The sequence below is a fragment of the Paraflavitalea pollutisoli genome (genome assembly GCF_029360705.1).
Classification (GTDB): Bacteria; Bacteroidota; Bacteroidia; order Chitinophagales; family Chitinophagaceae; genus Paraflavitalea; species Paraflavitalea pollutisoli.
This window is the reverse complement of record NZ_JARKMX010000002.1, coordinates 521,490-534,949: the sequence shown is the minus strand read 5'-3', so window position 1 is coordinate 534,949 and position 13,460 is coordinate 521,490. Positions and strand designations below refer to the sequence as shown.

The 13,460-nt window shown below is 51.0% G+C and carries 10 protein-coding genes; 4 read left to right on the top strand and 6 right to left on the bottom strand.

The features are described from left to right. The first annotated feature begins 134 nt into the window (after window positions 1-134). From P2W70_RS06970 to P2W70_RS06955, 4 genes are all read left to right on the top strand, one after another. The gene (locus P2W70_RS06970) at window positions 135-302 is read left to right on the top strand and encodes a hypothetical protein (protein WP_276480717.1); all 168 of its coding nucleotides are present in this window, start codon (window positions 135-137) and stop codon (window positions 300-302) included. A 319-nt stretch (window positions 303-621) separates the two neighbouring features. Next, on the top strand, window positions 622-2,085 hold the full coding sequence (locus P2W70_RS06965; protein ID WP_276480716.1) for a pyridoxal phosphate-dependent decarboxylase family protein: 1,464 nt from the start codon (window positions 622-624) through the stop codon (window positions 2,083-2,085). Window positions 2,086-2,137: 52 nt separating this feature from the next. Then, window positions 2,138-3,202, top strand: coding sequence for a branched-chain amino acid aminotransferase (locus tag P2W70_RS06960; RefSeq protein ID WP_276480715.1), 1,065 nt, complete (start codon window positions 2,138-2,140; stop codon window positions 3,200-3,202). Between the two features lie 102 nt (window positions 3,203-3,304). Next, window positions 3,305-3,997: an SDR family NAD(P)-dependent oxidoreductase gene (locus P2W70_RS06955; RefSeq protein ID WP_276480714.1), complete on the top strand. Its 693-nt coding sequence runs from the start codon at window positions 3,305-3,307 to the stop codon at window positions 3,995-3,997. An 82-nt stretch (window positions 3,998-4,079) separates the two neighbouring features. Here the strand turns inward: P2W70_RS06955 and P2W70_RS06950 are convergent, their stop codons facing one another. The 6 genes from P2W70_RS06950 to P2W70_RS06925 all read right to left on the bottom strand — a co-directional run bounded on the left by P2W70_RS06950 (window position 4,080) and on the right by P2W70_RS06925 (window position 12,901). Then, complete coding sequence (locus P2W70_RS06950; RefSeq protein WP_276480713.1) at window positions 4,080-4,376, bottom strand: early set domain-containing protein; 297 nt, start codon at window positions 4,374-4,376, stop codon at window positions 4,080-4,082. Between the two features lie 395 nt (window positions 4,377-4,771). Further along, entirely contained in the window at window positions 4,772-5,017 is a 246-nt protein-coding gene (locus P2W70_RS06945; protein WP_276480712.1) for a hypothetical protein, read from the bottom strand. A gap of 81 nt (window positions 5,018-5,098) precedes the next feature. Beyond that, a complete protein-coding gene (locus tag P2W70_RS06940) occupies window positions 5,099-6,487 on the bottom strand; it encodes a HAMP domain-containing sensor histidine kinase (protein ID WP_276480711.1) in 1,389 nt (462 codons plus the stop codon). Continuing rightward, on the bottom strand, window positions 6,488-7,177 hold the full coding sequence (locus tag P2W70_RS06935; protein ID WP_276480710.1) for a response regulator transcription factor: 690 nt from the start codon (window positions 7,175-7,177) through the stop codon (window positions 6,488-6,490). It lies immediately after the preceding gene. Window positions 7,178-7,440: 263 nt separating this feature from the next. Continuing rightward, on the bottom strand, window positions 7,441-11,514 hold the full coding sequence (locus tag P2W70_RS06930) for a T9SS type A sorting domain-containing protein (RefSeq protein WP_276480709.1): 4,074 nt from the start codon (window positions 11,512-11,514) through the stop codon (window positions 7,441-7,443). A 343-nt stretch (window positions 11,515-11,857) separates the two neighbouring features. After that, window positions 11,858-12,901, bottom strand: coding sequence for a helix-turn-helix domain-containing protein (locus P2W70_RS06925; RefSeq protein ID WP_276480708.1), 1,044 nt, complete (start codon window positions 12,899-12,901; stop codon window positions 11,858-11,860). Window positions 12,902-13,460 lie beyond the last annotated feature (559 nt).

Below are 13,460 nucleotides of genomic sequence, written 5' to 3'. Positions count from 1 at the left end.
CAGGAGCCAAAAAATCAACATCTCATCCGGTATAACCTACAGTTCAGGCACCCTGCCATTGCCCGGGGAGGTGATCTGGCAGACATTTGTATCCTTATGTAGCAGCACCATTGTTTATCAGCCAACACCTTTGTATGAAAAAGATCATCTTCCTGTTGTGCATCAGTGCATCGATGGGATTTACAGTAGCCAACGAAAAAAATGCCGGACTGGTAGCAGCCCCGGTAGCCAAAAAAATTGAACGTACCTACGGGTACCTCGAAACAACCTCTCCACAGTCGTACACCATCACGTTACAGTAGTACGACGGCGGACCATTGAGCTGAACCTATCCTGATTAAAAACATTGAAAGGCGTTGCCCGGAACCCGTAGTTCCGGCCAGCGCCTTTGATCATTTGGAGGGCTGGCTCCCCCCATGTGGTGGTATCATTTCCCTCCTCCCGCGTCATCTGATCCAGTTAAAATAGGCAAATCTGAATCTGTTTTTAATTAGAAAAACACAGGAGCTTTGTAGTGTTCGATGCACAACAACACCTGGCAACGCGCAAAGGCAAGCATCAAATTGTACCGGCCTGCGCAGTCTTTGATCTTCGTCTATCAGGCCATAAAAACTATATAGCATGAAAAAAGTACCGGAGCTGTTGGAAGAAACAAGTCTCGACCCGGCCGATTGGGCCGCCTTCAAACAATTGGGGCATCGCATGCTCGACGATATGTTTCATTACCTGCAAACATCACGCGAACGGCCAGCCTGGCAAAAGCCACCCGTCGAAGCGATCGACGGTATGCAACAACCATTGCCCCAGCAACCAGCAGATCCTGCTATGGTATACGATCAGTTTCTAAACCACATATTACCCTACAATACGGAGAATGCACACCCGCGATTTTGGTCATGGGTGCAGGGAGGTGGCACGCCCCTTGGCATGCTGGCCGATATGCTGGCGTCGGGCATGAATACCAATGTCAGTATCGGCGATCACATGCCCATGTATGTAGAGAAGCAGGTGATCGATTGGTCCAAAGAGATGATGGGCTTTCCGGCAACGGCCGGTGGTATACTGTTGAGTGGAGCCTCCCTGGCCAATATTACCGCCCTGGTCGTAGCGCGCAATCATTTTCAGGAACAGGTACGGAAGAAAGGACTGCAGGCCGTGCCGGCACAGATGATGATGTATGGATCGGCCGAAACACACAACTGCGTCATCAAGGGCGTGGAAGTGATTGGCATCGGCAGTGACAATTTCCGCAAAGTACCGGTAGATGATCAATACCAGGTGCGTGTCGACCTCATGCGACAGCAGATCCGGGAAGACCGTGCTGCGGGGCTGCTACCATTTTGCATAGTCGGCAACGCAGGAACGGTCAATACCGGATCCATCGATTCACTACATGAATTGGCAGCCCTCGCGCGGGAAGAAGGCCTTTGGTTTCATGTGGATGGCGCCTTCGGTGCCGTGCCTAAAATACTACCTGAGTTCGACGACCGGCTCAAAGGCATTGAACAGGCAGATAGCCTTTCCTTCGACTACCACAAGTGGTTATATGTCAACTACGAGGTAGCCTGTGTGCTGATCCGCGATGCTGCGATTCATCGCGCTGCCTTTGCCAGCAACGTTACCTACCTCGTACCGCATGAACGCGGATTGTCTGGCGGTCCCGACCCCATGAGCAATTACGGCATGGAACTTTCCCGCGGCTTCAAAGCATTGAAAGTATGGATGTCGATCAAGGAGCATGGGCTCGACCGGTACCGGCAGATGATCCGCCAAAACCTGCGCCAGGCTCAATACTTGGCCGGATTGATCAAGGTAACACCCGGACTGGAGTTGATGGGCCCGGTGCCACTCAACATCGTGTGCTTCCGGTACAATCCCGGCGGCCTTACCAACGAAGCACTCAACCAGCTCAACCAGGAGATTCTGATGCGCCTGCACGAGCAGGGCATCGCAGCGCCCTCCTATACGGTGTTGCAGGGCAACTATGCGATCCGCGCCGCCATCACCAATCACCGCAGCAGGATGGACGATTTTAATGTCCTGGTAGAAGCGGTGCAGCGTATCGGTAGCTCCGTCCCGTCATAAAAACTAATAGGGAAAGTATAGCCAGAAAAACAACCAGGTAAAAACGTCAACCATGGAACTAACACAACCCATTTCGGTGCAGCGGGTACAACAGTCCCGCTTGCAGGAAGTAGACTTCAGCAACCTTGGCTTCGGCACCTACGTGGCCGACCATATGCTGGTATGTGATTACAAACAAGGCGAATGGCAGGCACCAGCCATTATGCCGTTTGGCAACCTGACCCTGTCGCCAACCTCCCTGGCCCTGCATTACGGGCAAACGGTTTTCGAAGGCATGAAGGCGTTCCGCATGCAGGATGGGCGCATCAACCTGTTCAGGGTGCATAAACACCACGAACGGCTGTCCCGGTCGCTCGACCGCATGGCCATGGCCATTGTGCCGGAAGACGTGTTTGTGGAAGGATTGCGCCAATTGATATCGTTGGATAAAGACTGGATACCGACTGCGCCCGGTACGGCATTGTATATTCGCCCATTTGCCTACGCCAGCGAAGCCAAATTTGGGGTGAAGGTCTCCGACGAATACAAGTTTGTCATCTTTTCAGGTCCGGTAGCCGCCGCTTTTCAAAAGCCGCTGCGGGTACGGGTAGAAACGCAATACGTTCGTGCCGCGCGTGGCGGTACGGGAGCAGCCAAATGCGGCGGCAATTATGGTGGAGCGTTTTATCCCACCACCAAAGCCAAAGAAGCAGGTTATGACCAGGTGCTCTGGACCGATGCGAAAGAGAATAAATACATTGAAGAGTCAGGAATGATGAACGCGGTATTTGTGATCGATGGTACCGTGGTGACACCACCGCTCAGCGATTCAATCCTGGATGGGGTTACCCGCGACTCGCTGCTCACGGTGGCGCGCGACCTGGGCATACCGGTCGAAGAGCGGCTCGTGTCGATAGAAGAGCTGGAAAAAGCATTCCGCCAGCACACCATTACGGAAGCTTTCGGTGCCGGTACCGCAGCCATTGTGGCCCCGATCGGTACCATCTGTATCCATGACATCGACTACCAGTTGCCGGCTTACGATGCGCAGGCCATCATGTTCCGACTGCGCGATCAACTCGAAGCCATACGCACCGGGCAGGCAGCAGATAAACATCACTGGAACTATGTGTTATAAAGGATCAAACGAGTCCATGTTGGTTATAGCCGGCGTATTTACGCCGGCTTTTTTTATGCCTACCAATCTCATCCCCTACATTTGTACCACAATCCAACTACCATGGCCAAAACAATACTTATTACCGGCGCCAACGGCGGCCTCGGTACCGCAGTCGTTAAAAAATTCCTCGATGAACAGTATAAAGTGATTGGAGTCGATCATTCCGGCAGTCACCTGGGTTTTGCCCATGATCACCCGCAGTTCGAATTGCATGCGGTAAACCTTTCCGACGAAACGGCCAGTGATCTTTTTGCTAAAGAGGCGATCAGTCTGTATAAGCAGATCGATGGTGCCCTGTTGTTGGTGGGAGGTTTTGCCATGGGCGATATTGCAGCTACCGATGGGGCAGCACTGAAGAAGATGTTTGCCATGAACTTCGAAACCGCCTATTACCTCGTGCGTCCCTTGTTCCAGCACATGATGGAGAACGGATACGGACGGATCGTGCTGGTAGGTGCCCGGCCTGCCCTGCAACCGGAAGCAGGTAAAAACCTGATCGCGTACTCGCTCAGCAAATCACTGCTGGTGCAACTGGCCAACCTGCTCAACGAGTCGGCCAAAGGAAAAGATGTAGTGGTCTCGGTCATAGCACCCAGTACCATCGACACACCAGCCAACCGAAAAGATATGCCCGATGCCGATTTCAGCAAATGGGTCAAGCCTTCCGAAATTGCCGATGTGCTCGAGTTCATTTGCAGTGGTAAAGGCGACATACTCCGCAAATCGGTTTACCATGTATACGGCAATGCCTAACTGATCTGCAGACATAAAAAAGGTGTAAAGTGGCAACCTGCCTGGCTGTCGCTTTACACCTTACTGTTGTTACTGTTAATGGTTATACCGTGAGCACACTGTACCAGCCACATACCCCATCGGGCTCACGCAACTGGTTCTCAATGTCCTCCATCCACATCCTACCATCAATGAAGAATTTGTAGTGATACTTTCCCTCCGGCAGCATAGGGATCTCGATGAGCCAGTCACCGTCTTTTGTGAGGCGCATCTTCAATTCATCCTGGGCCCAGTGGTTAAAAGTACCTGCCAGCGTGATCTGGCCGGCGCAGCTGTTGCGAATGTGGAACTCGATTGTCTTCTTCCGCTTGTTGATGTACGGCGATTGATGCGGTTTCATAGCTTCTCCTTTTTGAAAGTGACAGGATAGATGTTGGACACCCAAGGGTACCGGGCAACGCTTTCATAAGGTTAGGGACGCGGGGATCTGATTAAAACGGGCTGATAAAACAAAGCGGGCGGGCAATCGATGAGGCTGTTTCTTAGAAGTTATTTCCGGGCAGAAAGTAAATGCCTTTGCGTTGCATAAGTTACGAACAGTTTTCACATTCCGGAAGAATAAGCACAAATTTTTACATTAAAAATACACGGGCCACAGGACGGGTTCACACACCTGCCCCCAAAAAACAAGACCCCGGCAACGCCGGGGTCATTAATTACCTGGAAGCGATAGTTGCCAAATGGCTTCCTGCTATAGAGTACGGATAATAGCTAAACGAAATATCATCGTCCTGATCAGTCAGGAAGTCGCAGCCGGCTGGCAGAGGCACTATTCATACGTACACTGTCGAGGGTCGATTGAAGCTTGGAGAGCTCTTTCGAAAGTTGGAGGTTAACCGATAGAATAGAATCATTCTGAAGCACCAACGCATTGTTCTTGTGAACAAGATGCGAGTTCTTCTGCCCCAGGCTCACCCCGGCAACCACGACCAGCAACAGGCAAAGCAACGGGATCCAACGAGAAAACAACTGATTGTACATACCTGAATGATGAGTATTCAAATATGGCTCATTGCCGTTAAACGTCGATTAAACGTGCATTAAAAGGCAATTAATTAAGCCTCAATGCGCAGAGAACGCTTTTACAGATGGGAGTTGTATAGTGAACATCGTACCTGATTGAGCATCAGATTCAACAGTGATATTGCCACGGTGCAGGCTGATGATCCTTTTAGCCAGCGCAAGCCCCAGGCCGAAACCCTTGATATGAGTCGCCGCGTTGGTACGATAGAAAGGTTGAAAGATATGTTCTCTTTCCTCTTCGGCAATCACATCGCCATGGTTCCTCACCTGAACGATTACCTGATCATTGGAGAAAGAAAGGTCCACCCACGACAAATGATCCGGAGAATACTTGCAGCCATTTTCTACAATATTCTTCAGTGAGCTGTATAACAAGTCGTTATTGCCGAAAACCAGGAATCTTTTTTCGTCATCCGGAAACTCGCCAAACTGGAGTTCGACCTGGTATTGCGCACTGATCTTACGCACATCGCTCATGACCTTAAACAACACCTCATCGATCCGTACCTCATTGAGTTCGATCGTTCCCTGTGTGCCGGTTTTGGTGATCTCGAGCAGACTCTTGGTAAGTTGTCGCATCTGTTGTACATCTTCATACACAGAATGCAGCACCTGCTGGTACTCTTCCGTACTCCTGTCTTTCTGCAGCGTTACTTCCAGTTGGCTCGATACGGAAGTTAGCGGCGTCGATAATTCGTGCGAAGCATTGGAAATGAAGCGCCGCTGTACAATAAAGGATTCCTGTAACCGGTTGAGCAGTTCATTGAACGTGGTAGCCAGTTGATGCAGTTCATCATGACCACTACCGGCTTCGATGCGGTGCGACAGGTTTTGGGAAGAAATATCATTCACTTCCTTGATCATCAGGGTGAGCGGGGTCAGCAATTGGCGCGAAAAAAGAAACCCGACGATCGCTGCAGCCGCAATGCCGATCAGCAAGCTGATGATCAGCAGCTTCCGCAGCTGCGAAAGGCGGTTCCAGCCGTCGGAATCATAACCGGCAACCACCACCACGATCCGGTTCAGCGAGTCTGTATGGTGAAAGGCGATCACGTCGCGGTTATCCACCATATAGTAAGCCTCTCCATTGAGACGGGCCTTTTCCAGCATCAGTAAGTTGGTGGGGGGAGTGGCCTCACTACCTGCGTTGAATTCGTAAACAGGTTGATTCAGATAATTATAGATCACCACACTTTTTGCCTGCAGGGTATTGGTAGATCCCGAATCGAAACGGCGCAACATCGTGGTGCTGCTGTCGCCAAAATAGGTGTACAGCTGCGCATTGTTGTTGGCGCGGCCCTTCAACCGTTGTTTAAAAGCCTGCAGCCGTTCCAGCGAAGTAAAGTAATAGATGGAAAAGCTGAGCAATAGCAGGATAGCCGTAACAAGCAGGGTAAAGAGAGCAGTTATTTTGAATTTGATCTTCACCTACGCCTGTTCTTTTAGAATATAACCCATCCCTACTTGCGTATGGATCAGCTTGGAGTCAAAGTCCTTATCCAGTTTTTTGCGAAGGAAGTTCACGTAGACATCGATTACGTTGGTCTTGGTGTCGAAGTCGATATCCCATACATTTAACGCGATATCGGCCCGGGAAACCACCCGATTCTTGTTGCGCACGAGGAACTCCAGTAGCTGAAATTCTTTGGCAGTCAGGGAGATCGGCTTTTCCGCACGGGTTACCTCCTTGCTGTCCAGGTTCATCACCAGGTCGGCCACCTTCAGCATATTGCCGCTGGGCACATTCTGGTAGATCCTCTTCAGCAGGGCCCGGATGCGAACCAGCAACTCCTTGAAGTCGAAAGGTTTCACAATATAGTCATCCGCACCCGCGTCGAAACCTTCGATCTTGTCTTCGGTAGCACTCAGGGCAGTCAGCATGACCACCGGAATACGCTCATCCCGCTTACGGATCTCCTTGCAAAGTTCATATCCATTCATGCCTGGCAGGTTGATGTCGAGAATGACAAGGTCGAAAGAATAGGTCTCGATCATTTTCTTCCCGATGAGGCCGTCGTATGCCACTTCTACGTGGTACTGTTGCTCCATCAGACCTTTCTTCAGCGCCTCGGCAATCTTTTTCTCATCCTCTACCAATAAGATTTTAACTTCTTCCATAACGTAAGTAGATGATTGTGTTGACAAAAGTCTGAAATAATGCCCATCTACCGGGAACCACTTGTAAATATCACATTAAAAGTAAATTAAAATGAAATATATCGAGCCCGGGAAATGGGTGTACTTACTAATAACAAAAATCCGGATTACCGGTTTGCGTGCTTTGCAGCAAGTGGAGAGTTGCTGAATGCAGTAACCGGTAATCCGGATTAACAGATCGTAAAAATGATACCCACCCGGCCGATAGCCGGGTGGGCCTGTCCTTATTCCAAAACTATTTTGATCACCTGTCTTTCTTTAGCCGTGGTAAACCGCAGCACATAATTGCCTTTCAACCAGCCGGCTTCACGCGGTATCACCATCACCTGTTTAGTGCTGTTGACGACCGCTCGCATGGTTTTCACCAATTGCCCGTGGCTGTTCACCAGTTCTACCTTGTATTCTCCGGCAGGCATACGGTTCCAGACGATCTGCACCTGGTCGCGAACGGGATTGGGAGCCACCGTAATACTACGGCCAGCCCTATCCTGCCGGATCAGCACGATCTTGGAAAGCGTCGCGCGTTGATCGATGTCTACCATCCGCAGGCGGTAATAGTTCATACCCGCCAGTGGTTGGTGATCCGTAAAGCTATAATTGACTACCTGATTGCTGTTGCCCTGGGCTGCCACCTTGCCAATAGGCTCGAAGCTGGCGCCATCGCCACTACGCAATACCTCGAAATGCGAAGCATTTTGCTCGGAGGCGGTAGACCAGTCAAGCACTACCGTGCCGTCTGCCAGCCTGCCTGTGAAAGAAGCCAGGATAACGGGCAATTGAACCAGCGTATTGCGCCAGTCACGCTCCGTGAAGGCCACGCGAGCCTGTAAGGGACCACGGGAGCCAGGTACAATAGGAGTACCCATACCGGCGGTGGTGACGTTGGGGCCCGTTGCCAGGTCAAAATTATCGTCGATGCCGTCGCCATCTGTATCCACATTGGCCAGCACCACGTTGTCGTTATTGACGCCGTCGAGGTTATAGTCATGCCCCTCGATCATATCCGACATGCCATCGTTGTCACTATCGGTATCCAGGTAGTCGGGTGTGCCATCACTGTCCTGGTCGTTGGGGGTGATGCCACCTCCGGTGGTGCCTTCATACACATTGGCCAGGCCGTCGAGGTCTGTATCTGCGGTAATCGGCAGCACATAGAGAGTCGTCGATTGTGCTTCCACATTGTCGGTAATACCATCGTTGTCCGAATCCGCATCGAGGAAATTGTATCGCGCGTCGGAGTCGGTATTGTCTGTAGTAGGACTACCATTGTACCGGCCATTGGCGTCCGTGTCGGCAGGTGTCTGTGTAGAAGCAGTACCGGGACCAGCCGGGTCACTCGCACCCGAATGTCCGTTCTTGGGGTCGATCGAATTGGCCAGACCATCTCCGTCTGCATCCACAAAGCCGTCTACCAGGCCGTTGTTGTCGGCATCGGGCAATCCGGCTTCACGCAGATCGGAGATACCGTCGCCATCGCTGTCGAGGTCGAGATTATTGGGGATGCCATCTCCGTCGAAGTCGGGAGCGGTAAGACCATTACCCGAACCTAAAATACCACCGGTAGGCGTAATGTCGATGGTGGTAGCGAGGCCGTCCGCATCCGAGTCGGAGAAATTATCAAGGATACCGTCGCCATTGGTATCTACACCACCTGCTTCGATCACATCGGGTATGCCGTCATTGTCACCATCGATATCGAAGTGGTTGGGTACGCCATCGCCATCTTTATCAAACGCAATACAGATACCATTGGCATTAAGGCCGCCGCAGGGGGCATAGTCTGCATCCCTGTAGTTGGGTACGCCATCCCCATCGTTATCGGCCGAAGGATCGGCCGTCATCGCCATGCCGGGATATTCCGACATATCGGGTGTGCCATCATTGTCGTCATCCAGGTCAATGGCATCCGGTACACCATCATTGTCAAAGTCAAGATCTACATTGGCCAGGCACCCGAAATAACTATAGGCGCTACCTATGCTATTGGTCGTGATATAGCCGAGCGTACTGCCGACGATACCTGTAAGTGTGCCGCCGAGGTTGAGTGTTCCGTTGGGCGCACCGATGATCACATCGGCAGTGCCGTCGCCATTGACGTCGCCGGCGGAGCTTACACTGGCGCCCAACAGGTTGGCCGCAGACAGCGTGGTAGAGGCGGATTCTTGTATTAAATAAGAGGGATAGTTTATAGGACCTGTACCCGCACGGCCATAGTAAATATAGACCTTGCCCGAAAGTACGCTGGCTGTAACCAGGTTGGGGATACTAACACCGACTCCCAGCGCGGTGCTGCCTGGTTCACCAATGATCAGGTCGTTGATGCCGTCACAGTTGACGTCGCCGGCGCTGTCTACGCTAAAGCCAAACAGCAGATTGCCCGTAACACCAAGTATTGCTGATACCAGGCTGCTGCGGGTTCTGGGGCTCGATAGGGTAGATGTGCGCGCCAGTGCCAAACCGGTGGCACTACCATAGAAGATATGTGCTTTACCCGCCAGTGAAAGGTCGGTGATAAGGCCATCGGGCGAAAGTGGTTCTCCCACGATCACATCGCCAAAGCCATCGCCGTTCACATCACCCGCTTGGCTCACACTGAGACCGAATAAAGTCGCCGTTAGCAAGCCGCTGGCAGGTGCAGTAAGGGCAATATTGGCGCCGGAAACCGTAGTCGCACTGATACCTCCCGACGCTCCATGAAACACATAGGCATTACCTACACTTAGTAACCCGAGACTGGCCGGTGCGCCAACGATGATATCCGAATAGGCATCGCCATTCACATTGCCGGCGGAGCTGACGCTATAGCCAAACAGGCCGCCCACGAGGTTGCCCACGATGGTGTGTGTGGGAGTCGCGGAAACGCCAGTGGCACTGCCGTGGTAAATATCCACGCGGCCACCGAGTGTAATGGGTAAGGGAAGTAGTCTCAAATAGGCAGGTGCACCTACGATCAGATCGGCATAGGCATCACCGTTTACATTGCCGGCGCTGCTGACGCTGAAGCCATAGAGCGGATTGGCCACGGAGGTAATGCCCCCCAGGAAATCCGAAGGCTGCAGACTGAGGCTGATCGATACGGTGGGTTCTGTATTCACATTGCCGTCGAAAATAGCGCCGCCGTAATAAACATATATTCGGCCGATCGCGGCATTGGGTACCAGCAGTCCTGCATTGGCATGATCACCTGGAGCACCTACCACGATATCGTCGAATCCATCGTTATTCAGGTCACCGGCAGCCGATACACTGAAACCAAACAGTGCGCCTATCTGCGTGGTAGATTGTAACACCTCGGTAGGGGTAGCAGCAGGTCCACCGCCACTTCCATAATACAAAAAGGCCGCACCGACAGATGCCGCCGTAAAAGTGCCGCCTGCTACATTGATGATGTTGACATAAGCCGGCGCTCCAATGACGATATCATCAAAACCATCATTGTTGACGTCACCGACGCCGCTCACGGTATAGCCAAACAACAGCGGAACCGTAAGGTCGCTGACCGCGGCAAACAAAAGCCCTGTGCCGTTATCAGTCCAGTTGGGCGTGTGGTTCAGCGGATCGATCGTGAGGGGATAGGTGGCTTGGTCATCATCCGCTTCAATAGCGATCTTGCCATCGCCTTCATCCACGAATCGAACTGCCACCGGTTGGTTATTGGCGTCCCAGGCACGCAGTTGGTCATACACCAGCCTGTCAGATGATCCATTAGCAGGATCACGCAGCACGATCCGGTCGGGCCCGGTAATGGAGGCAGCCAGGTCGCCACTGATGGCTAGCTGTACGCGCAGCGAGCCGTCGCCGGCCGGCTTTTGCTGCACGATGAAGTTCTGCCGCATACCGCGGGCGTCATTGATGTATTGGGCTGAGAAACCTTCGTAGTGATAAATGACCTCGTTTTGGTTATGAACAAGGGCCTTGGGCGCCTGTGGGGCCTTTAGAGCCTGTCCACGTCCAATACCTGCAATGTCGAAAGCCACTTCCCAGGTGGCTGCAGGTTGTTGATCCGTTAGTAGCGGTTTTACATGGTAACCATTGGGGGTAAAATAATAAGCCAACTGGTTGTTCCGGTTGGCTGCTCCAAAGCTCGCCCCTTCAGACGGCTTCATAAAAAATTCTCTTTCCTGTAAATGCGCTGTGGCTCGCTCGTACCAGCTGGAAGATACGTTGGACGGTAAAGAAAAGCTGGATTGTTTCGATTGAAGCAGCGATGTCGTGGAGGTTCCTTGTTGTGCAATAGAGGCGAATGGCATGGTGGCGCATAATAATCCCCTGCACAAGGATAGTACAAATGGTCTCATAGTAAGCTTTTTTTGTGTTAAGTGCTGAAGTACTACCAATGCAATAACAGATCATGCCCCCTTGCATGGAGGCAAAATCATATGTTTATCCGGAGCCTTGGCCACGACTCCTGACAGTAAAAAAGAATAAGGAAATAACCATCAACGCGCTGCTGCATGCAATGCGTTGATGGTTAGTGGTGGTGCGAGAAAGAGAGTTTGCCATGGATCCAGGTAGGGTACGCAATAGTTATCACGCCTGGTATGGCCCTGTGCTCTTTCTTATTTGTGGTTTTTCAGTATGCTACAATGGTTCTGTTCAAAGGCAGGCTTTTGTGGAAAGCATGCTATAAATTAGTAACTACTATACGGCTGCTGTTGCTGCTGACGAGGCTTTTTTCTTGATCGTGCCCGGAGAGAAGCCATGGTGTTTCTTGAATATCCAGATAAAATTGCTCACCTTTTCATACCCCAGCCTCGAAGCTGCCTGGTATACGGTCAGTGGTTGTTCCTGCAACAGGTTTTTAGCCAGCTGCATTTTCTTCTCGAGATAATATTCATACAGGCTCTTGCCGAATACGATCTTGAAGTGACGCTTCAACGTCGATTCACTCAGCGATACCTGTTGTGCGATCATATTGACGGTCGGCAAATTAGCCTCCAGGTGAGCCTTGAGGATAGCTTCTGCTTCCAGCACCTTGATAAAGTGGGCGTCTGTATTGGAGGGGCCTTGTGGTACCTGTGGGTTCAAGGTCTTGCTCAGGAAATCTACCATCAGGGTATTCACCAGCAATTCTTTCCGTCCGGCTGGTTGCTCTCCCCCCATCAGCGCTTCAAACAACATATTGACCTGTGTAATGACATGCGCTGTACAGATATTGGTCAGGATCAACGGCTGCCCAGGATTGCTGACGCGGTCCAGCAGATTCTCCAGGGGCAGATCGGCCCTTCTGAATTGTTGTGCCAGCCAGAACGTATTGGCGCTGATCTCGATCACCTGAACAGGTTGAAAGGGCAATACTTCATATTGCAGATCGACGCCGTTGGACACCATTAGCCCATTGCGCGCATCGCTTTGATTGAATTGTTCGTGGCCGCCGATCGTACGCAGCTTGCACGATCCTGGAGTCAGTACATACACGATCGTACAGTTCTTATGATCAGATTCATTCCCCCGTTTATTCAGTTCTACCGCGTGATTGAAGTTGAGGTTCCAGATTCGTATACAACAACCAGGTTGTAATTGACAACGCCGCACGATGCCCTTGGCAATTCCCCCGGAAATATTGATCTCGTCGTCGCTGGTCAATTCGCCTTGCAGCACTTTTGCCAACTCTTCAAAATCTTGTTCGCAGCTCACCGCAGGAAATGGGACGCTATAATGCTTGTTAGATGGTTTGAGATTCATAGACAGCTTTGAGTAAGTCAATTGGTTTAAGAAAAAAATGCAATAAAAAGTGGGGCTGATCGTGTTGCGTGTAACTGATTACTGCAATCTTGTTGCCCTGGGAGGAATACGATCTGAAAAAAAGGCGGGTATTTGTAAGTGTTACATGCCCGGTGGAATTGACGAATTAGCAATACCTGTCGTTAACACAGTAATTCTCAACGCGTCGTTGGCGCTTAGCCTCGGATAATGGTAAATGATCTGCATTCGATAGTGGTTTTTCGGTAAGTAGTTATTGACCTTATTTGGGTATACGGTGATATTGTACGGGTATGAGAGCCAGTGTCTTCTGTAGGATTTATAACCCATTGTATAAAGGGGTGATGTTTTCCTCAAAATATTGGGTACGCATACCGTATATATATGAAACAACTAAATGGCGATGTTGTACTAAAAGAAATGAGCGTTTTTTTGTCTTTTTTTCTTGAACAAGGGAAGATGAGCCCCCGGGAACTCTTTTTTAAAGAAAGTTGAAAAAAAGTGGCTGTCTGGAAATCCAGACAAACTTGTTATTCGTATA

What these genes read in the sequence shown, in the direction of transcription:
- P2W70_RS06925 (WP_276480708.1), bottom strand. Translation starts at nt 12,901, where the DNA reads ATGAATCTCAAACCATCTAACAAGCATTATAGCGTCCCATTTCCTGCG.
- P2W70_RS06930 (WP_276480709.1), bottom strand. Translation starts at nt 11,514, where the DNA reads ATGAGACCATTTGTACTATCCTTGTGCAGGGGATTATTATGCGCCACC.
- P2W70_RS06945 (WP_276480712.1), bottom strand. Translation starts at nt 5,017, where the DNA reads ATGTACAATCAGTTGTTTTCTCGTTGGATCCCGTTGCTTTGCCTGTTG.
- P2W70_RS06970 (WP_276480717.1), top strand. Translation starts at nt 135, where the DNA reads ATGAAAAAGATCATCTTCCTGTTGTGCATCAGTGCATCGATGGGATTT.
- P2W70_RS06965 (WP_276480716.1), top strand. Translation starts at nt 622, where the DNA reads ATGAAAAAAGTACCGGAGCTGTTGGAAGAAACAAGTCTCGACCCGGCC.
- P2W70_RS06950 (WP_276480713.1), bottom strand. Translation starts at nt 4,376, where the DNA reads ATGAAACCGCATCAATCGCCGTACATCAACAAGCGGAAGAAGACAATC.
- P2W70_RS06960 (WP_276480715.1), top strand. Translation starts at nt 2,138, where the DNA reads ATGGAACTAACACAACCCATTTCGGTGCAGCGGGTACAACAGTCCCGC.
- P2W70_RS06935 (WP_276480710.1), bottom strand. Translation starts at nt 7,177, where the DNA reads ATGGAAGAAGTTAAAATCTTATTGGTAGAGGATGAGAAAAAGATTGCC.
- P2W70_RS06955 (WP_276480714.1), top strand. Translation starts at nt 3,305, where the DNA reads ATGGCCAAAACAATACTTATTACCGGCGCCAACGGCGGCCTCGGTACC.